General features: G+C 70.3%; 16 protein-coding genes and 1 pseudogene. 8 read left to right on the plus strand and 9 right to left on the minus strand.

Going from position 1 to position 18,860, the window contains the following annotated elements; translation table 11 throughout:
* Positions 1-336: 336 nt before the first annotated feature.
* Entirely contained in the window at positions 337-912 is a 576-nt protein-coding gene (gene dcd / locus AOK01_RS16490; protein ID WP_055512277.1) for a dCTP deaminase, read from the plus strand.
* 17 nt (positions 913-929) lie between these two features.
* Positions 930-1,433 (plus strand): annotated as a pseudogene (locus tag AOK01_RS16495) (phosphoribosyltransferase).
* A gap of 7 nt (positions 1,434-1,440) precedes the next feature.
* Here the strand turns inward: AOK01_RS16495 and AOK01_RS16500 are convergent.
* On the minus strand, positions 1,441-2,211 hold the full coding sequence (locus AOK01_RS16500) for a siderophore-interacting protein (RefSeq protein WP_055512278.1): 771 nt from the start codon (positions 2,209-2,211) through the stop codon (positions 1,441-1,443).
* Positions 2,212-2,445: 234 nt separating this feature from the next.
* Between AOK01_RS16500 and AOK01_RS16505 the strand changes: the two genes are divergently transcribed.
* The 3 genes from AOK01_RS16505 to AOK01_RS16515 all read left to right on the plus strand — a co-directional run bounded on the left by AOK01_RS16505 (position 2,446) and on the right by AOK01_RS16515 (position 4,986).
* The gene (locus AOK01_RS16505; RefSeq protein ID WP_055512280.1) at positions 2,446-3,231 is read left to right on the plus strand and encodes a helix-turn-helix domain-containing protein; all 786 of its coding nucleotides are present in this window, start codon (positions 2,446-2,448) and stop codon (positions 3,229-3,231) included.
* Positions 3,232-3,348: 117 nt separating this feature from the next.
* The gene (locus AOK01_RS16510; protein ID WP_055512282.1) at positions 3,349-4,275 is read left to right on the plus strand and encodes a quinone oxidoreductase family protein; all 927 of its coding nucleotides are present in this window, start codon (positions 3,349-3,351) and stop codon (positions 4,273-4,275) included.
* A gap of 192 nt (positions 4,276-4,467) precedes the next feature.
* Entirely contained in the window at positions 4,468-4,986 is a 519-nt protein-coding gene (locus tag AOK01_RS16515; protein ID WP_055512285.1) for a MarR family winged helix-turn-helix transcriptional regulator, read from the plus strand.
* Between the two features lie 11 nt (positions 4,987-4,997).
* Here AOK01_RS16515 and AOK01_RS16520 read toward each other — a convergent pair whose 3' ends face one another.
* Both AOK01_RS16520 and AOK01_RS16525 read right to left on the minus strand, forming a co-directional pair.
* Positions 4,998-5,987, minus strand: a complete 990-nt coding sequence (locus tag AOK01_RS16520) for a TauD/TfdA dioxygenase family protein (RefSeq protein WP_079103469.1) — start codon at positions 5,985-5,987, stop codon at positions 4,998-5,000.
* Positions 5,988-6,526: 539 nt separating this feature from the next.
* Complete coding sequence (locus AOK01_RS16525) at positions 6,527-8,059, minus strand: monooxygenase (protein WP_055512286.1); 1,533 nt, start codon at positions 8,057-8,059, stop codon at positions 6,527-6,529.
* Between the two features lie 65 nt (positions 8,060-8,124).
* Here AOK01_RS16525 and AOK01_RS16530 point away from each other — a divergent pair, with 65 nt between their 5' ends.
* Positions 8,125-8,862 (plus strand): TetR/AcrR family transcriptional regulator C-terminal domain-containing protein, encoded by a 738-nt coding sequence (locus tag AOK01_RS16530; protein WP_055512288.1) that lies wholly within the window; start codon positions 8,125-8,127, stop codon positions 8,860-8,862.
* Between the two features lie 44 nt (positions 8,863-8,906).
* Here AOK01_RS16530 and AOK01_RS16535 read toward each other — a convergent pair whose 3' ends face one another.
* Complete coding sequence (locus AOK01_RS16535) at positions 8,907-10,514, minus strand: alpha/beta hydrolase (protein ID WP_055512304.1); 1,608 nt, start codon at positions 10,512-10,514, stop codon at positions 8,907-8,909.
* A 117-nt stretch (positions 10,515-10,631) separates the two neighbouring features.
* Positions 10,632-11,582: an AraC family transcriptional regulator gene (locus AOK01_RS16540; protein WP_055512290.1), complete on the minus strand. Its 951-nt coding sequence runs from the start codon at positions 11,580-11,582 to the stop codon at positions 10,632-10,634.
* 283 nt (positions 11,583-11,865) lie between these two features.
* Here AOK01_RS16540 and AOK01_RS16545 point away from each other — a divergent pair, with 283 nt between their 5' ends.
* Together AOK01_RS16545 and AOK01_RS16550 are read left to right on the plus strand one after the other, a co-directional pair.
* Positions 11,866-12,843 carry a hypothetical protein gene (locus AOK01_RS16545; protein WP_055512292.1) on the plus strand — a complete coding sequence of 326 codons (978 nt, stop codon included), beginning with the start codon at positions 11,866-11,868 and terminating at the stop codon, positions 12,841-12,843.
* A 10-nt stretch (positions 12,844-12,853) separates the two neighbouring features.
* Positions 12,854-13,510: a hypothetical protein gene (locus AOK01_RS16550; protein ID WP_055512294.1), complete on the plus strand. Its 657-nt coding sequence runs from the start codon at positions 12,854-12,856 to the stop codon at positions 13,508-13,510.
* 116 nt (positions 13,511-13,626) lie between these two features.
* Here the strand turns inward: AOK01_RS16550 and AOK01_RS16555 are convergent, their stop codons facing one another.
* From AOK01_RS16555 to AOK01_RS16570, 4 genes are all read right to left on the minus strand, one after another.
* On the minus strand, positions 13,627-14,616 hold the full coding sequence (locus AOK01_RS16555) for a Yip1 family protein (protein ID WP_079103470.1): 990 nt from the start codon (positions 14,614-14,616) through the stop codon (positions 13,627-13,629).
* 316 nt (positions 14,617-14,932) lie between these two features.
* Positions 14,933-16,384 carry an FG-GAP repeat domain-containing protein gene (locus AOK01_RS16560; RefSeq protein ID WP_055512299.1) on the minus strand — a complete coding sequence of 484 codons (1,452 nt, stop codon included), beginning with the start codon at positions 16,382-16,384 and terminating at the stop codon, positions 14,933-14,935.
* Between the two features lie 233 nt (positions 16,385-16,617).
* A complete protein-coding gene (locus AOK01_RS16565; protein ID WP_245702282.1) occupies positions 16,618-17,910 on the minus strand; it encodes an FG-GAP repeat domain-containing protein in 1,293 nt (430 codons plus the stop codon).
* 163 nt (positions 17,911-18,073) lie between these two features.
* The coding region (locus tag AOK01_RS16570) for an NADase-type glycan-binding domain-containing protein (protein ID WP_425424740.1) at positions 18,074-18,860 on the minus strand (787 nt) is incomplete at its 5' end.

The raw sequence follows: 18,860 nt of genomic DNA on the forward strand, positions 1-18,860 counted from the left end.
CGTCCGTTGTGCCGAAGGGCACGTGTTCAGTACCGCATCGCTTCCGATGCAGCAGGCCGATCGGCTCGGCCCCGGCCGGTTGATCCGTTGCCCCCGTTGCGCCCGGCTCCGCAGCGTCGTACCGGTGACCTTCGAAAATCGCTGACCACCCGGTACGCGCCGCACTCGGGCAAGCGCACGATCAGGCAGTAGGCAGTAGGCAGTAGCAGTCAGTAGTCGGTAGTCAGTAGTAGGTCGTCAGCAGTCAGTTGCGGCAGCGCATACGTTCCTGCACCCGTGGGCCCGCCACCATGACCGGATTGTGGTGGGCCCTCGGGGTCTGCGTATCCTCGGGGCGTGCTTCTCTCTGACAAGGACATTCGGGCCGAGATCGACGCCGGGCGTGTGCGGATCGATCCCTACGACGCATCCATGGTGCAGCCTTCGAGCGTCGACGTGCGGCTCGACCGCTACTTCCGGGTGTTCGAGAACCACCGTTACCCGCACATCGATCCGTCCGTCGAGCAGGCGGATCTGACGCGGCTCGTCGAGCCCGACGGTGACGAGCCGTTCATCCTGCACCCCGGCGAGTTCGTCCTGGCCAGCACGTACGAGGTCATCTCGCTGCCCGATGATCTCGCTTCGCGGCTTGAGGGGAAGAGTTCGCTCGGGCGGCTCGGGCTCGTCACGCACTCCACCGCCGGGTTCATCGACCCCGGGTTCTCCGGGCACGTGACCCTTGAGCTGTCCAACCTCGCGACCCTGCCCATCAAGCTCTGGCCGGGGATGAAGATCGGGCAGCTGTGTCTGTTCCAGCTCAGCTCGGCGGCCGAGTTCCCGTACGGCAGTGACCGGTACGGGTCCCGCTACCAGGGGCAGCGCGGGCCGACCGCCTCGCGTTCCTTCCTCAACTTCCACCGAACCCAGGTGTGAGCGGGAGCCGCGAGAGCATGAGCGACGTACGCGAGAACCTCACCTACGAGCGCTTCGGCACCGCCGTCCGCGAGCTCGCCCAGACCATCGCCGACGACGGGTACGAGCCCGACGTCGTGCTCAGCATCGCCCGCGGGGGTGTTTTTGTGGCCGGCGGGCTCGCCTACGCCCTCGACTGCAAGAACATCCACCTCGTGAACGTCGAGTTCTACACCGGCGTCGGGACCACTCTCGACATGCCGGTCATGCTGGCGCCTGTCCCCAACGCCATCGACTTCTCCGACAAGAAGGTGCTGATCACGGACGACGTGGCCGACACCGGCAAGACGCTGAAGCTCGTCCACGACTTCTGAGTGGACGCCGTCGCCGAGGTCCGGTCCGCCGTCATCTACGAGAAGTCGCAGTCACTCGTGAAGTGCGAGTACGTGTGGAAGCGCACCGACGACTCGGTCTGGATCAATTTCCCGTGGAGCGTCGAGCCGCCCATCGTCAGGAAGCACACCACCGTGCTGGACGCGTGACAGCCGGTCAGAGGCTGGCCCTGCCCTGTTTCCAGTAGCCGCGGAACGCGATGTCGGATCCGGGGACGTCGCGTTCACCGGTCAGATGCCTGCGGATGCCCGTGGGGAGCGAGGATTCACCCGCGGTCCAGGTGTAGAAGGGGCCCGGCCGGAGTCGGGCGTCCCTCACCGCACGCAGCGCGAGCGTGCCCGGCCTCATGGCGGGTTCGTTGCGGGGCAGCCAGTGGATCTCGGTGGCCGCGGGTGCGGTGATCTCGCGGCGGATGTCGGCGTCGGCCGGGACTTCGAGGAAGACCTCGGTGGGCAGCGCGTCGGTGGAGCGCTCCAGGATCGCGAGGATCGCCGGCAACGCGCTCTCGTCGCCGACGAGGAGTTGCCAGGCCGCGTCGGGCGTCGGCGCGTAGCTGTGGCCCTCGTCCAGGAAAGCGATCTTGTCGCCGGGTTCGGCCGTCAGCGCCCAGGTGGCGCCGGGTGCGCCATCGACGTCGTCTTCGTGGACGGCTATCTCTATGTCGAAGCCCGCGATCTCCGGTCGGAAGCGGCGGATCGAATACGTCCTGACCCGGGGACGCTTCGCGCTCGACTGGAGGGCGAACTGGAGCATCCACCTTTCGCTGCTCGGGAGTACGATCTCGGCCTGGCCGGGGCCCGGAATGAAGAAGCGGCCCGCCTGGTCGTAGCCGGACTGCTCCAGGTGCCGGAAATCCTCTCCGCCCAGCGTGACGGACATGAAGTGCGGGCTGATCCGCTCGCGGCCCTGGACCGTCAGCGTCAACATCCGTCGGTGGCACGGGCGTTGGTGGCGTTGATGGCGTTGATGTCTGGTCGGCTTCGCTTTCGAACCGCGGGCGCTCATCGGTTCCTCCGGGGGACACCTGTACGGCCGCGGCCGCAGCCGCGGCCACAGTCGTAGTCGCGGCCGTGGTCGTGGTCGTGGTTGTAGTCGTGAGTGGTCATGCGGGCCATCCTTGGGGCTGCCGCAGTCGTCGGACCACCGGTAGTCTGACGGACCATGCCGGAAACCCGCCAACCTTTCACGCCTCCCTCGAAGCTCTGGCCGACGGTACCCAGCGGTGGGGGCTGGCTCCCGCACGGCTACCACCTCGATCCGCACTCCCACACCCAGGGGCAGTTGGTGTACGCGGCTGCCGGCGTCCTTGCCACCACGACCGACCGCGGGACCTGGGTCGCCCCGGCCCACCGTGTCACGTGGACGCCGCCCGGGTTCGTGCACTCCCATCGCTTCTACGGCAGGACCGACGCCCGGCTTGTCGCCGTCCCGGCCGACCTGTGTGACGGGCTCGTGGCGCATCCCAGCGTGTTCGCGGTGAATCCCCTGCTGCGAGAGGTACTTCTGGCGCTGACCGATCGCGGGGAGATCCGACCCGGCGCCTACGCGCGGCTGCTCGCGGTGGCGGTCGACGAGCTCGCCGAGGCCCCCGAGCAGTCCCTGCACCTGCCCGAACCGCGCGACGACCGGCTCCGTGCCGTCACCGATCTCCTCCAGGCCGATCCCGGCGTGGCCGCGACGCTGGCCGAGCTGGGGCGAGCCGCGGGAGCGAGCGAGCGCACCCTGAGCCGGCTCTTCCACACCGAGCTCGGCATGAGCTTCCATCGCTGGCGCACCACTCTTCGTATCCACCACGCCCTGGCCCACCTCACCAGCGGCCGGTCCGTCACCGATACCGCGATGGAGTGCGGGTGGTCCAACCCCTCCAGCTTCATCGAGGCGTTCACCGAGGTCGTCGGCCAGACCCCCGGCCGCTATCGAGCGGATCTCAAAGCGCAGCCTCGGTAGTCAGTCGTCAGTCGTCAGTCGTTGGTCGTCGGTCGTCAGTTGTTGGTTGACATAGTTCGTAGTACCAACCAAGATAAGTCTTGTTGGGAATACGAACTACGTCCTTCGGAGGTCACCATGCGTGCTGCCGTCATCACCGCCTACGACGCCCCACCGGTCTACCGCGAACACCCCGAGCCGGTCGAAGCGGGTGAGGGCCAGATGATCGTGGAGGTTCTCGCGGCCGGGCTGCATCACCTCACCCGGGCCAAGGCGAACGGGTCGCACTACAGCAGCACCGGCGAGTTCCCGCTCGTACCCGGCGTCGACGGTGTCGTGCGCGACGCGTCAGGAAAGCTCCGCTATGTGGTGCTGGACGACACGAACCTCGGTACGTTCGCCGAGCGTACGGTGATCGATCCGCGCCGCAGTGTCGTCCTGCCGGACGGTGTCGACCCGGTCGAGATCGCCGCCGCGATGAACCCGGCGATGTCGTCCTGGGTCGCGCTGCGCCGCCGTATCGAGTTCAAGGAGGGGCAGCGCGTTCTCGTCCTCGGCGCCACCGGTAACGCCGGGAGGATGGCGGTCCAGATCGCCAAGCGGTTCGGCGCCGCGCAGGTGATCGCCGCCGGGCGCAACGCGACCCGCCTCAAGGAGTTGCCCGCACTCGGCGCGGACGAGGTGATCACCTTCGACCAGGTCGGCCGCGCGGCCGATGTCGACGTCGTCATCGACTACGTATGGGGCGAGCCCTCCGCCCAGGCCATGATCCCGATGCTGACCGCCCGCGCCGACCGCGGGGCTCCGTTGACCTGGATCCAGATCGGATCGGTCGCCGGCGCGCTCGCGCCGATCCCGTCCAGCGCGCTTCGCGCGTCCCAGCTGCAGATCATCGGCAGTGGCATCGGCTCGGTGTCCCCTCGCGAGTTCATCGCGGAGCTGCCGGCGCTCGCCTCGGCGGTGCGGGAAGGAGCGCTTCACATACGGGCCCGCCGCGTGCCGCTCGCCGAGATCTCGCAGGCATGGACCGCCGAGACGGACGACCGCATCGTCTTCGTGCCCTAGACGCATTGCTCTGGGTCCGTCCTGGGTCCGTCCTGAGTTTTCGGTCCGTCCTCGGTCCGTCCTGGGTCGGTCCGGCTCTGGTCCATGCTTCTGGTCTGTCGCTGCCGGGCAGGCCACGGCATGGATCGCTCGGCGTGATCGGCGCCATCCACACTTGTTGGTAACACTAACCATGTCAATTAATGTGGCGGCATGACTTCCGAAGACCCCGACAACCCCGATAACCCCGGCAACTCCGGCAACTCCGAGAACGCCGATGCCTCCGACACCTACGAGGACGCCCTCGTCGACGGCCTCGTCCGCAGCGCCTTCCAGGTGATGGGCGTGCTCACCCGCATCGGTGCCGAGCACGACCTGTCCCTCACGCAGCTGCGAGTGCTCGGCATCCTGCGCGATCGCCGGCCCCGTATGACCGAGCTCGCCGGCTACCTCGGCCTGGACAAGTCGACGATGTCGGGGCTGATCGACCGCGCCGAGCGCCGCGGCCTGCTGGCCCGCGGGAAGAACCCGCAGGACCGCAGGGGTATCGACGTGTTCATCACTCCGGAGGGCTTCGAACTCACCCAACGGCTGAACGAAGAGATCCGCCGCACGCTGGCACCCGTGACCGGGCGCCTGGACCCGGAACAGCGCCGCCGGCTCGTCGAGATGCTCGAACCCGTCCTGACTCCGCCCCTGGCGCTGACACAGCGCGGCGCTGCCCACACCTGAGGCTCGCTCGGTCAGTACGGGCGGTCGCCGGCGATGGCGACGCGTTCCGCCACGCGACGGTGCGAGCCGTAGTCGTTCACCGCGTAGTGCTGAGTGGCCCGGTTGTCCCAGAAGGCGATGTCCCCAGGCTGCCAGCGGAAGCGCACCTGGTACTCCGGAACATGCGCCTGCTGTACGAGGTGGCGCAGCAGCTGGTCGCTCTCCTCGCGTGCCAGGCCCGTGATGCGGGTGGTGAAGGACGTGTTGACGAACAGCAGCCGCCGGCCCGTCTCCGGGTGGGTGCGGACGACCGGGTGTTCCACGGGCGGGAAGGTGTCCTGATACGGGGCGAGCCGCTCGGGGCCGTAGAAGCGGGCGAAGCCGGGGATGAAGTCGTGCACGGCGGTGGCGCCGTCGATGCGGTCCTTCACCTCCGGTGAGAGGTTGTCGTACGCGGCTGCCATGTCCGCCCACATCGTGTCTCCGCCGAAGGGCGGGACCTCGCGTAGCTGGAGCACGGCACCGAGCGCGGGCCGTTCCCGGAAGGTGACGTCCGCGTGCCACACGTTCTCGAAGGTCGGTGTGGCGCCGGCGCTCTTGTCGAAGCGCACCACGTCGGCGCTGGAGCCGCGGGCGAGCAGTGGGTTGGTCTCCAACTCCCCCCAGTTGCGGGCGAATCCGCTCTGCTGGGCGGACGTGAGGTGCTGGGCGCGGAAGAAGAGCACCTTCCACTCCAGCAGCGCCCGGTTGAGTTCCTCGCGCAGGGCGGGGTCGAGCGGGCGTGAGAGGTCGAGGCCCCTGATCTCGGCTCCGACGGTGCTTGCCTGCGGGACGAGTTCGAAGCGGTCGTAGGGGCGTTCCTGCCATCCCTCGGGCAACCGTCGCAGCTCACGGACTCCCTCGTAGAGCCCGCCTTCCGGCACGCGTGCTTCGCGCAGCGCGGGGGCCGGTGTCTGAGCCTCGGTCTGTTGGGTGGTGTGTTGGGCGGTGTGTTGGGCTGTCTGTGGGACGGTCACCGTCATGAAGTCCTCCTCGTTCGCATGGCCAGTGGGCCCACTGAGGGCTCAGGTGGCCAGTTGGTCGGATGGCGCCGGGTGGCAGTCGACAGCGGATGGCGGTCGACAGGAGACGCGAGATGTGTGGGCCTGGGCGGCGCGCACGCGCGAGTCCGGTGGCGAGGAGAGGAGGGGAAATGACCGATACGGCGGGACCTCGGAAACCTCGGGACCTTGGGACCTCGGGACTGCGGCGCGGCGAGCGTCACGGCTCGGCGGATGGCGCGCTATCGCCCGGAGCGTTCGCACCCGATCCGATTCGGGACGCAACAGCGCCCCGTCATCGTGTCGATCCAGTGTCCGGTCATGTTGATGATTGTGCGAGGCGCGCCTCTGCCGTGTCAACGGGGCCACAGGGCCACGGGGCCATGGGGCCATGGGGCCATGGGGCCATGGGAAGCGTCGGGGTGTAGTCGACGCCGTGGACGGTTTCTTCGACGATGTCGTTGCGGGTGGCGCCGGCCGCGGCGAGTGCGGCGTCGGGATCACGGGCGATCTGTGCGGGATCAGCTCCTTTCAGAGGGCGTACCCGCCCAGGCCGTCAGCGCCTGGACCCGCTCGTCGCTGCGCGCGCCGCCGTCGGTGGTACGGGTGGCCCACGCGACGTGGCCGTCGGGGCGTACGAGAACCTCGGTCACCCCGTCGAGGTCCGTGTGCTCGTCCTGTTCGTCGTACTTGTCAACGGTGACGGTCGTGACCCGCGAGCCCCAGCCTGCCTCGACGGCCTGTCGAAGGGCCGGGTCCCCGGCCGGAGTGAGCAGAACGAAGCGGCCCTGGGCGAGCAGTTCGTACACCCGCGTCGCCTCCGAACCGGCGGCGGTGAGGCCGACATCGGGCATACGCCGCCCCACCAGCGGATCGGCTCCCGAATCCGCCGGCGGATAGCGGGTGCCGAGCGCGGAGACCTGATCGGCGAGCCAACGGTTGACCTCCGCCATGCCCAGCAGATGGTCGAGGAGCTTGCGCAGGGCCGCGGCCGGGCGCTGGTACTGCGGGACGAGCGGCAGCTCCGCCAGCAGAGTCTGCACCTCGGTGTTCTCGGTCACCGACCGGCCGACCGGCCGGCGCTCCGCGTCGTAACTGTCCAGCAGCCCGGGCGGGGCCCAGCCGTTGACGACGGCGGCCAGCTTCCACCCCAGGTTCATGGCGTCCTGAAGCCCGGTGTTGAGCCCCTGGCCCGCCGCGGGGAAGTGGATGTGGGCGGCGTCGCCCGCCAGCAGGACGCGGCCCGCGCGGTAGCTCTCCGCGAGCCGGGTGGCATTGCCGAAGCGCGACAGCCAGCGGGGTTCGGCGACTCCGCAGTCGGAGCCGGTGATCCGGGTGAGCGACGTACGAAACTCCTCCAGGGTCACGGGCTCCGAAGCAGGCACCCGTATCCGCTCCGAATCCAGGTAGACGAACCGGGTGAGCCCTCCCTCCAGCGGCGCGACGATCACGCCACGGGCCCGTGCCGCATCGAGGGCGCCGGGCCGCGGGTCGACGACCGTGAAGTCACCGAGCACCCCGGTCAGGGTCTCGTCGGTGCCGGGGAAGCCGATCCCCGCGGCCTGCCGTACGACGCTGCGCCCGCCGTCACACCCGACCGCGTAAAGGCCACGCACGGTCTCGGTGCCGCCGCCGGGACCGCGTGCCGCCACCTCGACCCCGTCGCCGTCCTGGTGCACGCCGAGGGTCTCGTATCCCCGGCTGATCTCCACCCCCAGCTCGTGCGCCCGCTCCTCAAGGATCGCCTCGGTGCGCGCCTGGGTCACGAAGAGGGTGTAGCCGTGCCGGGAGTCGAGGGTGCTGAAGTCCAGATGGGTGGGCAGCCCCGCGAAGTGCCAGCCCGGCACGGTCCGGCTGAACGGGAGGAACCGGTCGAGCAGCCCCCGCTGGTCCATCAGTTCCACGCTGCGCGGGTGCAGGCTCAGCGCCCGCGAGTCCTGCTGCGGTTCGGTGCGGCGCTCCAGGATCCGGGTCCGTACGCCCGCCAGTGCCAGCTCGCAGGCGAGCATCAGCCCGGTCGGGCCCCCGCCCACGACGATCACATCGGTGTTCATCGGAGATGTCCCTCCATATTTAGTGAACAGCGTTCACGTGAACGCTGTTCACTATAATCGGGTCCATGAGCTCCCCGTCAAGCCCGACAACTCCGTCAACTCCGTCAACCCCGTCAAGCTCGGCCAGAGGCCGGCCCGCCCGACTCGATCGGGCCCGCACCGTCCGGACCGCCCTCGACCTGCTGAACGAGTCCGGTCTCGACGCGCTGACCATGCGTCGGCTCGCCGATGCGATGGGCGTCCAGGCCGGCGCGCTGTACCGTTACTTCGCGACCAAACAGGACCTGCTCACCGCGATGGCCGAGCGGATGGTCGGCAGCGTCGCCGATGCCGCCGATGCCGCCGATGTCGTTGATGTCGTTGATGTCGCCGGGCCGACGGGGGACGGCGACTGGAGCGCGCGAGTGGCGCGCCTCGCCCGCGCGCTGCGTACGGCCCTGCTCGCCCATCGCGACGGCGCACGCGTCTTCGCCGGTACGCACTCGACCGGCCCGAACACCCTGGGATTCGCCGAGAGTCTCGTCGGCGTGCTGCGTGAGGCGGGCTTCGGCGACGGCGAAGCGGCGCGGGCGCTCTACGCGGTGGCCAACTTCACCGTCGGCCACACCCTGGAGGAACAGGCCGCCCTCCGGCCGGGGGACGGAGGGCTCACCGATGCGGGGGCCCTGTACGAGGCGACGGTGGCAGGGACGTATCCGCACCTCGCCGCCACCCTCCCGGTGCTCACCACCACGGACTTCACGGCACACTTCGAGTTCGGACTGCGGTTGCTCCTGGACGGACTGCGTGCCGTCCGGCGGTGAGCCCGCGCCGCCTCGGTGATACCCCTGTGCCTTCTGTTTCCGGGTTACTTCTGCCTGACGTCGGTGCAGTAGACGTCCTTCGCGGGCAGGCGGCCGGTGGTCAGGAACGTGACGGTGGCCTTGTCGGCGCAGGCGGAGCCCTCGTTGTAGACGTAGTGGCCGCCGTTGTCGACGCCGACGAAGCCGGAGCGGTCGCCGAGGGCCTGGTGCAGGCCGACGCCGCCCTCCCACGGAGTGGCGTTGTCACGGCGGTTCTGCAGGATCAGGGTGTTGCGCGAACCCTTGTCGGTCACGGTGACGGTCGGCTCCGCCGGCTTCTCCCAGAAGGCGCACGGCCAGACGTTGGCCGGCATGCCCGCGGTGAGCGGCCACGCCTTCCGGTCCGCGGCGCTACGGGTCGCGTAACCGTCGATGTCACGGGGCCATTCGACGTCGCCGCAGGTGAGCGCCAGGAAGAGGGTGGCCTGGTTGTCAGCGGGGACGCCCGGCGTGGTCGGGGTGTCGGCGAACACCTGCTTGAGCACGGCCTTGTCGGCCTCCGTGGTGCTGCCGTCGGCCAGGTCGGCGGCGGCCTTCCAGAACTGGGTCAGCGGCGCCAGGGTGTCGTTGTGCAGCAGCATGCTGTACGTGATGGTCCGCAGCAGCGGCCCGTCGAGTGACAGTGGTGTGCCAGGGACCGGGGCGGGCTCGCGGTCGAGCCGGTCGACGAGGCGGAGGTAGGTGGCGGTCACCTTCTCGACGTCGTCGCCCAGCCCGAGGGTGCTGTCCTGCGCCGCGGCGACGCGGGCCGCGTCGGGAAACCGGTCGGCCATGCCCTTGCCCCAGGTGTCGGCCACCTCGTCGGCCCATACCTTGTCGGGGTTGACGTTGCCCTCCAGCACCATGCGGTCGGTGTGCTTCTGGAACAGGGTCCGGTAGACCGCGCCGAGGTACGTGCCGTAGGACTGGCCCCAGTAGGAGATCTTCTTCTCGCCGAGTGCCTGGCGGATACGGTCCATGTCACGGGCGGTGTTGGCCGTGGTGAAGTGCTTGAGGTTCTTGCCCACCGTGTCGGCGCATTTCCTCGCGTCGGCCTCGGCGAGGGCCGCGTTCTCGGTGATCGAGCCGTCCGCTGCGGGATAGGGGAAGAGCGCTGCCACGGACGGGTTCTCCAGGCCGCAGCTCTGTGGGGTGCTGTGCTCGACGCCGCGCGGGTCGAAGCCGATCAGGTCGTAGCTGTCCCGTACGGATCTGGGCAGGGTCTTCGCCATGGCCGAGGGCATCTCGATGCCGCCCAGGGCCGGTCCGCCGGGGTTCAGGAGCAGGACGCCGCGCCGTTTCCCCGGTTTCGCGGTGGCCAGCCGGGAGACCGCCACGTCGATCTTCGCGCCGCCCGGCTCCTGATAGTTCAGCGGGACCTTGAGCGTGGCGCAGGTCAGGCCGGCGGCGCGCTCCGTTCCCTTGGCCGGCTCGGGGCACTTGCCCCACTTGAGCGAGGCGGTTGCCGTGCTCCGGCCGGCCGCCTCGCCGGCTGTCTTGGTCGGAGGCGCGTCATCGGCTTCCGAGGAGCAGGCGGCCAACCCGCTTCCCGCCAGTGTCGTGACCAGCAGAGCCACGGTGAACCGACGACCGCCGGGAAATCCGGACCCTCGGAGGCTGCGCGTCTTTTCCATGGTGTTGCCCTCCACTGCTGAGCTTCGCGTGACCGTCAGGTTCGGCGGCTGCCTTGACAGTCATGAGTCAATCCGCGACAGCAGGCCCCTCGCGTCACCGCAGGGTGGACAGCCGGACTAGCTCTCCAGGGGGACAGGGACCCGTTCCACCGGAATCCACAGCTCCGCGTCCGCCCGTGCGGCGTCCGGGGTGAGGCGGGTGCGGAGGATCTCGGGGCCCGGCCTGCTCCGGTACGGGGTGGAGGGGAACCACTGGGTGAAGACGTCCCGCCACATGTGCTGGAGTGCCTGGGGGAACGGGCCGGAGCTTTCGAAGACGGCCCATGCCCCGGCCGGGACGGTGAGCGAGTCCAGGTCCGCGTTCAGGTCCGTGTCCAGGCCCGCGTCCAGGCCCAGGTTCTGGCTCCGGTCCTGGTCCTGGCCGTCGTCCTGTGGAGGCGCGGCTCCGGTCACCACGCCGTGGTAGTAGTCGAGTTCGGTTCCCTCCGCCCGGCTCGGGTCGAGGTTGTCGCTCACCCCGACGATTCCCCGCGGCTCCTGGTCGGACAGCGCGCCGACGCGCCGCAGCGTGTCCTGGTCGATGCCGCGGATGAACTCCCCGATCGCCGGGTTCATCCCCTCGTGGACGAGCGGGACCCGGATCTTCCTGCCGACCACACGGAACTGCTCCTTCTCCACGATCCGGTATCGCATGCTGCTACTCCCTTCGACGACGAGACGGAAGGACAACCGGGGCTGGGAGCTCAGCGCGGCGCCGGTACGCCGGGCCTCGCCAGGGCCCACCCCGTGCATGGCGCGGAACGCCCGCGCGAACGCCTCCCCGGAGCCGTAGCCGTACCGCACCGCGATCTCCAGCAGCGTCCGCTCCTCGGCGAGGACCTCGGCGCCCGCGACGGTGAGCCGTCTGCGCCGGATGTACTCGGACAGCGGGAGCCCCGCCAGCGCGGAGAACATCCGGCGGAAGTGGTACTCGGACGTCACCGCGATCCGCGCCAGCTCGGTCACCTCGATCCGCTGATCGAGACGCGACTCGATGTGCTCCAGGGCCTCGTTCAGCCGCTCCAGCAACTCGGTCTCCTTCCCTTGCGTCCTCCACGTTAGGAACGTCGTACCTTGCCGGACCCGACATTCCGTGCCCGGTCCGGTCGGGTGGAGCCGGTGTGGCCGGCGGGCGGTTGCCGGTACCGGACAGGTAACTAAAGAAACGCTTGCGTTTCGTTCCGGTCCTCCGTAGCGTGTGTGTACGAAACCGTTTCGTATCGATGGGAGTCCGGATCGTGCCCAGCCGTCACCGCAGCAGCGCGCCTCCGGCGAGGCGTCCGCGGACGCCCACCGTCGCGCGGGCCCCGCGATGACGGACTTCCTGGCCTCGCCCGTGCTCCTCGCCGTCGCCCTCTCCCTCGTCTCCGCGGTCTGCTATGCCGCGGCGGCCGTGGTCCAGGCAAGGACCGCCGCAGGCACCGCGAGTCTGCGCGGCGCGCTCACCCGTGGTTCCTGGTGGGGGTCCGTCGCCCTCAACGGCGTCGGTGCGCTGCTGCACGTGGTGGCTCTGCGGTACGGGCCGCTGACTCTCGTCCAGCCGCTCGGTGCGCTGAGCCTCGTGGTGGCGGTGCCCCTCGGCTCGCTGGTCACCCGCCGCCGGACCTCGGGCACGCAGTGGCGCGGGACGGCGTTCACCCTCGTCGGGCTGACCGCGCTGCTGGCGGCCACCGCGTCGGGCGGTGCGCCGGCCGACACCCTGGGGACCGGTGAGGTACTCCTTGTCGCGCTCGCCGCCGTCACCGCCGTCGTGGCGCTCGTCCGCTTCGCCTCGGGCCGGCGTGCCGCCACTGCGGGCGGGGGTGGCCTCGCCTTCGCGGCGGCTTCGGGCATCGCCTCGGGAGCCGGCTCCACACTGGCGCAGAAGCTCGCCGTGGGAGGGGCGCCCACCTGGAGCGTGGCGCTGGTGGCGGTCCTGGCCGTGGGCCTCGCCGCGGCCGGGGTGCTGCTCGCCCAGAACGCGTACCGCAGCGGCCTCGGCGGGCCGCTCGCCCTGCTCACCCTCGTCAATCCCGTCACCGCGTCCGCGATCGGCGTCACGCTGCTCGGCGAGGGCGTCCAGTACGGCGGGGTGGGAACCTTCCTGGCCCTCGCCGGTGCCGTGGCGTCCGTCCGGGGCGTGATCCTGCTCAGCCGGCCCCAGGACAGTCGGCCGCTGGAGGCCGAAGGCACCGTCGGACGGCCCCGCGCGGCGCGCGCGAACAGCGGCTTCACCGACATCAACAACTTCACCGACATCAGCAACCTCGCTGACATCAGCAACCTCACCGGCGTGAGCCGGGCCCTCTGAAACGGAGCACATGACCATGACGATGACGATGACCACGCTTCAGATTCCCGTCCGGGCGGTCGTGCGCGCGGCCGGGCTGGTGGACGTGCCCGCCGTGGTGCGTCTGATCACCCAGCCCCAGGCGCAGTCCCCGTCCTGCTCGGCGTCCCAGGCCGTGGACTGGGAGCAGGCACAGCGCGCCATGCGGCTGCTGCTGGCCCACCACGCCCTTGAGGAGGGCCAGGTGTGGGTGGCCGAGCGGGAGGACGACGGTACGTTGCTGGCGGCGGCGGTCTGGCTGCCGCCCGGAAGCGGTACGGGTGGTCGTCCCGGCCCGGCCCTCAAGAACGTACTCTCCCGCGAACTGACCACGCGCCTGCCGCGGCACCCGGTCCTGTCGAGGGCGCTGAAGGCGGCCGGGCCCGACCAGCCGTTCTGGACGCTGGTCGCCGTCTGCGTGCCGGACGACACGGAGGCCTGGGACCGTACGGTGGTCGCCGACCTGTTGGCTCCGGGGCTGCGCGCGGTCGACGACCAGGTCGCCACGGCCGTCGCGGTCACGATGTCCGCCCGCCACGGTGACCAGTTGCGGTCTCTCGGCTTCCGGGGGCCGCGCGAGGTGTGTGTCGCACCCGGCGCGAGCGTTTGGCTCACGAGCCGCCAGGCCATGGACCGGGCGGCTGCCTGACGACGGCCGGCTGACGACGGCCGGCCGACGGGAAACACGTCAGGCGGGCACCCAGCTGTCGGGTGCCCGCCTGACGGTGGCTGACTGACCAGCCGGCTTCCAGGTGTTCAGACGTTCTAGAACGTGCCCAGCTTGATGATCGACAGCAGTGCGGCCAGCTGGATCGCCGATGCTCCCAGGGCCTTGGGCCACGGCAGGTCGTGCGACTTTTTGACCATCAGGGTGAACAGCGCGCCGGCCGCCACCCAGGTCACCCAGCCGAGGATCTTGACGAACGACGCGTCGCCGCCCGCGAACATCGCGACGACCAGTCGCGGCGCGTCCGTGAGCGACATGATCAGCATGGAGAGGCCGACCGTGGGCTGCCAGGCGCCGTCGCCGCCGAGCTGGCGGGCGAGAGTGTGCGTGACGACACCCAGGATGAAGGCGCTCAGCACGATCGCGATCGCCGTCGTCAGGACGATGGGGACCGCGTTGGACAGCGTGGCGTGTATGACCTCGTCACGGGCACCGTCGAAGCCGAAGACGGCCAGCAGTCCGTAGAGGAACGTCACGACGAGGGCCGGGCCCCACATCGTGTAGTCGCGCATCTGCAGGAACGTCTGGTTCGGGCGGGTGACGACGCCGCTCAGCAGCTCCTTCCAGCGCAGCCGCGGGCCCACCGGGGGCGCGGAGGCCTGGCCCGCGCGGTAGGTCTCACCCGGGTTGTACGGGTCCTCGCCGATGGAGAACGCCGCTGTGTGGCCCGCCTGGTTGGCCGCGTACGGGTCCGGGCCCTGGGCGTGCTGACCGTGGTCGCCGAAATACTCCGGCTCACCATGTCCGTTCGTCTGGGGCCACTGCTGCGGGCCGTTGCCGCCGCCGCCGTACTGGGGCTGCGGCGGGTAGGCCCCGGGCGCGGGGGGATAGCCGTACGACGGGCCGCCCTGGGGGGCCTGCTGTCCGTACGGCTGCTGCCGCTGTTGTTGCGGAGGCGCCTGCTGCGTGCGGTTGTCCCGGCCGCGTCCGATCCTGAATCCAGCCACGTCATCGAACGTACCTGGTCCCGCGGAGCCGCGTGCCGGGCCCGGGGTATCGGACCCGGCTTTGCGGCCGACCTGTGACATCCACTAGGGGGCCGCCCAGCCTGCACCTAGGGGGTCTGCCCTGTGCTTTGTCAGAGGTTGCTCAGGGTTCCGCCGTAGGTGGGTGGATTGCGATGCGCTCGACTGCCGAGTTCGGGACTCCTCCGACTGCGTAGAGGTCGCTGCCACTCAAGAAGCCCTGCGGCTCCGCGAAAGCGACGAGCCCGGCACCGTGGTGGAAGCCACCGGTGCCGGGCTCGTCGCCCTCATACGTCATCTCCGCCCGTCGACCGGGCTTGCCTCGACCGGGCTGTGACAGAGCGGCAGTCGGTGAGGCGGTCGAGGCGGTCGAGGACGGTCAGTCCGCGAAGTTGGCGCCCAGGGCCGGGGTGCCTGAGCCCGAGATGCCGACCGTGGACGTGTAGATGCCCGCGGACGAGGACAGGGAGCCGTCCGTGCCGGAGCGCAGGGCGTAGACGGCGCCGTTGTTGCCGTTCTCGCCGAGGGCGCCGATGATCACGTCGCCCCGGCCGTCGCCGTCCAGGTCGTCGATGTGCACGTCGGAGCCGAAGACGTCGTTCTTCTCGTTGGAGTTCGGCACGCCCGCGGTGTTCTGGTCGAGGAACTTCGCGCCCGCGCCCGTGATGCCGGAACCGTCCGCGGCGCCGTACAGGACGGTCGCCGAACCCGCGTCCGCGACGCCGGCGAGGTTCTCGCCCGGCGTGCCGACGACCAGGTCGAGGTGGCCGTCGCCGTTGACGTCACCGAGGTCCAGCTCGGCGCCGAAGCCGTCGCCCGCCTCGCCGCCGCCGGGTACGCCCGCCGTGTCCTGGTCGATGGTCTGCACGTCGCCGTAGGCCGGCCCGGAGGCGGAGCCCTGGCCGATCAGCGCGGCGCCGCCCAGCTGCGCCCCGGCGATGCCCTCGTCCCAGGCGAGGCCGAAGACGATGTCGTCGTAGCCGTCGCTGTTCGTGTCGCCGACGTCCGTGATGATGCCGGCGGGCAGCTTCTGGTAGCTGGCCGACTTGATGCCGCTCGCCGAGCCCGGGAACCAGAAGTTGGCGTTGTAGCCCTCCTCGGTGTCCAGCTCGAAGCCGTTGACGATCAGGTCCTCGACCCCGTCACCGTTGGCGTCTCCCGACTGCAGGAACTGGACGCCCCAGCCGTCGCCGCTGTGCACGGCCGCGGAGACCGTGTAGCTGCCGCCGGTCGCGCCGGAGCGGGTGAAGCCGCCACGGGTGATGTCGACCGTCGAGGCGCTGAGCGTGCCGAAGGCCAGGTCGTCCTTCCCGTCGCCGTTGAAGTCGGCGGCCTCCAGCACGGCGCCGAACCCGTCGTGCTTGGTGGGGCGCGGGTCGGCGACCGTCGTGCCGCCCTTGAGGCCCGCGGCGGAGCCCCACAGGATCGCGACGGTGCCGCCGTCGACGTCACTGCCGACGTCCTCGCCCTGGGCGCCGACCGCCACGTCGTCGTAGCCGTCGCCGTCGAAGTCGCCGTACGCCGTGTCGGTGCCGAAGTAGTCGTTCTTCTCGGCCGAGCCGGGGACGCCCGCGCTGTTCTGCGTGATGGTGGCGTGCGCGCCACCGCCGTACACGATCGTGAGCGCTCCGGCGGCGGCCTTGCCGTCCACGTACGTGCCGGTGGCGGAGACGGCGACGTCGGCGAGCCCGTCGCCGTTGAAGTCGGCGTCCGCGGCGGAGACCGCGGCCGAGCCGGCGGCTGTCGCGGCGGTCGCCGCGAAGGTGAGCAGCCCACCCGTCAGCGCGACAGCGGTCGCCGTCGCGAGGGTGAGTCGCAGGTGCTTGTGCATGCGGGATTCTCCTGCGGCATGCGGGGGGCGCCGGTGGGCGCCCGCAGTCAATGGGGTGCGTGACCACCCGTGTTCGCCCGGAGTTCTCCTGGGCTTTACAGGTGGTTTGCGATCAGGAGACCTGTGAGGAGTGGTGAGGGTTGTATGTGGGTTCGAAGTTTTCTTCGCCAATTTCCGTGACGGGAGGGGAAATTGGGGCATACGAGGCATGCGGGGCAGTCTGTGGTCGCGCGTCAGCCTTCCGCGCCCAGGAATTCCGACGTGGAGAACGTCAGTCCGGGCTTCCGCGCGATCAGGTCCTTCTTCGCGCCCGGGTAGACGGCCACCGTGTCCTTGGTGTCCCCGCGGTAGGTGCGGACCACCAGGTCCGCCCGCCCGTCTCCGTCGAAGTCGGCCACCTCCAGCACCCGGGTGGTCCCGCCGGCCGGCGGTTGCACGGTCACCATGCCGGTCGCGGACAGTCCGCCGGCGCGGCCCTTGAGAATCCTCAACTGTGAGCCGCTGGAGACGAGTTCGCTTCTGCCGTCGCCGTCGAAGTCACCGGAGTCCAGGACCGTACCGGCGACGGCGAGTTCACCGCGTGCGGTGCCCGGTACGTCGTAGCGCAGGGCGGTGTCGCGCAGTGTGCCGATCGCCGCGTCGAGCCCCTTGCCCTTGCCGAACCGGCCGAAGGCGACGTCGACACCCTTCGGGAGGGCGATCTCGGTGCCGGTGGGCCCGGTCGGGCCGCCCGGGACGAGGAAGGAGGCCGAGGTGCCCGAGCCCTCGGCGGTGCGTACGAGCAGGTCGTCGGCGCCGTCGCCGTCGATGTCCACGGCCGGCGGAGTCGGGACGTTCCCGGGTGAGGCGAGCGGCGCGCCGGCCGCCTTCGGTGAGCCCTTGCGGGTGAAGGGCCCGCGCAGAAAACTGAGGCGCCCGTCGGAGGCGTGCACGACGAGGTCGGCGGCCTTGTCGCCGTTGAAGTCGCCGCACACCGGCTGGTCGGGCCAGTCGTTGCCGAAACGTGCCCGCGCGGGAATCGCCAGCTTCACGGCCTTGCCTGCCAGGCCCCGGGGCGAACCGAAGAGGATCTGCAGCGGCACCGGCGGCTGCCCCTGCCCGTCGTACGGCGGATCGGTCGAGACGACGAGATCGGTGAAGCCGTCCTTGTCCAGGTCGCAGCTCGCCTCTGCGTCGAAGACGGCCGGCACCTGCCCTTTGGTGGTGGCGGCGTGCTGGGCGGTGCTCAGCAACTGCCGCGCGCCGGGGGTGAGTCCGCGGGCCGACCCGTACACGACGCCGATGCCGGCGTCGTCCCCGTGGCTGTCCCGCTTCACGAGATCGTTGAGTACGAGGTCGCGGTGCCCGTCGCCGTTGAAGTCACTGTCGGCCTTGCTGCCCCTGCCGAGGGGTACGGGGATGCGGGCAGGGGCCTTGGCGGCCTTGACGGGCTCACGGCCGGCCGGGTCGGCGTGGTCCTCGCCGTCCGGCCCGCCGCAGCCGGCGAGCAGCAGGGCGCAACTCGCCACGGCACCCGCCACACGCATTCCGCTCTTCCCCATGGCCACGCCAACCCCGACCGCATCGTGAGACAACAACCTGCCCATGATGCGGTGGCGAGAGGTCAGAAGTCACCAGGGATGTTCACTCTTCGGTCCGTCTTCGGTCCGTCTTCGGGACGAAGCACCCCTGCCGACACCATGGCCTCCGTCACGCCCGGCTGCCGTTCGAGCGGCCGAACAGCTCGATCTCCGCGATGGACACCTGCTTCTTGGAGTCCGCGGCGTAGGCCGAGCGCAGGATGAACCGCACCGCGACGACCGCCCCCACCCGGAACTTGCGGGGCTGGCCGCCCGCGCTCCGGTCGAGGTTGATGATCCGGCTGCTCTTCTTTCCGTCGGCGGTGGTGATCTGCGCCTCGATGCGGTGCGGAAGGGCCGACTCCTGGAGGTGTTCCACCTTGGCCGAGACGCCGGAGGTGATGACCACGTCCAGCAGCCGGGTCGGATTGTCGAAGCGGGCCTCCACCCATTCGCCCTCGCCGGACTCCGAGATGCCCGGCCCCCACCAGGTGTTGCTGAGGCCGTCGAAGGCGAGCTGCGCGCTGTGCCCGGGATACGAACGGGACGCCTTGACGGTGTCCGGGCCGACCGGGGCGCGCTTGGCGAAGTGGTCGCGGGTCGCGTCGACCCCGTCGCCGATGTTGACGATGAGGGCGATGACCAGGCCGATGACGGCGGCGCCGACGACCCAGTTCATGATGCGTCCGAAGCCGCGGCGCAGGCGGGGGCGGTCGCCCGCCCACGGGTTCTCCATGTTGCGCCAGTTGACCATCCGGCGCCACCAGGTCTGCCGCTCCGGCGGGCGGGGGCCGCCCTCCATCGGCATGGCGCAGCGCGCGCAGAAGTGCCGGTCGGGACGGTTGGGGGTGGAGCACCAGGGGCACGGCGGGCCGTCGTCCGGGCCGGACTGGGGGCCCGGGGCGCGGACCTGGGGG

It is taken from the genome of Streptomyces aurantiacus, assembly GCF_001418335.1.
Classification (GTDB): domain Bacteria; phylum Actinomycetota; class Actinomycetes; order Streptomycetales; family Streptomycetaceae; genus Streptomyces; species Streptomyces aurantiacus.

Bases quoted from the DNA above. Each gene is read 5' to 3' on its own strand.
- AOK01_RS16530 (WP_055512288.1), top strand. From the start codon at position 8,125: ATGAGCTCCCCGTCAAGCCCGACAACTCCGTCAACTCCGTCAACCCCG.
- AOK01_RS16560 (WP_055512299.1), bottom strand. From the start codon at position 16,384: ATGCACAAGCACCTGCGACTCACCCTCGCGACGGCGACCGCTGTCGCG.
- AOK01_RS16545 (WP_055512292.1), top strand. From the start codon at position 11,866: ATGACGGACTTCCTGGCCTCGCCCGTGCTCCTCGCCGTCGCCCTCTCC.
- AOK01_RS16505 (WP_055512280.1), top strand. From the start codon at position 2,446: ATGCCGGAAACCCGCCAACCTTTCACGCCTCCCTCGAAGCTCTGGCCG.
- AOK01_RS16500 (WP_055512278.1), bottom strand. From the start codon at position 2,211: ATGTTGACGCTGACGGTCCAGGGCCGCGAGCGGATCAGCCCGCACTTC.
- AOK01_RS16525 (WP_055512286.1), bottom strand. From the start codon at position 8,059: ATGAACACCGATGTGATCGTCGTGGGCGGGGGCCCGACCGGGCTGATG.
- AOK01_RS16565 (WP_245702282.1), bottom strand. From the start codon at position 17,910: ATGCGTGTGGCGGGTGCCGTGGCGAGTTGCGCCCTGCTGCTCGCCGGC.
- AOK01_RS16510 (WP_055512282.1), top strand. From the start codon at position 3,349: ATGCGTGCTGCCGTCATCACCGCCTACGACGCCCCACCGGTCTACCGC.
- AOK01_RS16555 (WP_079103470.1), bottom strand. From the start codon at position 14,616: ATGTCACAGGTCGGCCGCAAAGCCGGGTCCGATACCCCGGGCCCGGCA.
- AOK01_RS16535 (WP_055512304.1), bottom strand. From the start codon at position 10,514: ATGGAAAAGACGCGCAGCCTCCGAGGGTCCGGATTTCCCGGCGGTCGT.
- AOK01_RS16515 (WP_055512285.1), top strand. From the start codon at position 4,468: ATGACTTCCGAAGACCCCGACAACCCCGATAACCCCGGCAACTCCGGC.
- AOK01_RS16550 (WP_055512294.1), top strand. From the start codon at position 12,854: ATGACCATGACGATGACGATGACCACGCTTCAGATTCCCGTCCGGGCG.
- AOK01_RS16520 (WP_079103469.1), bottom strand. From the start codon at position 5,987: ATGACGGTGACCGTCCCACAGACAGCCCAACACACCGCCCAACACACC.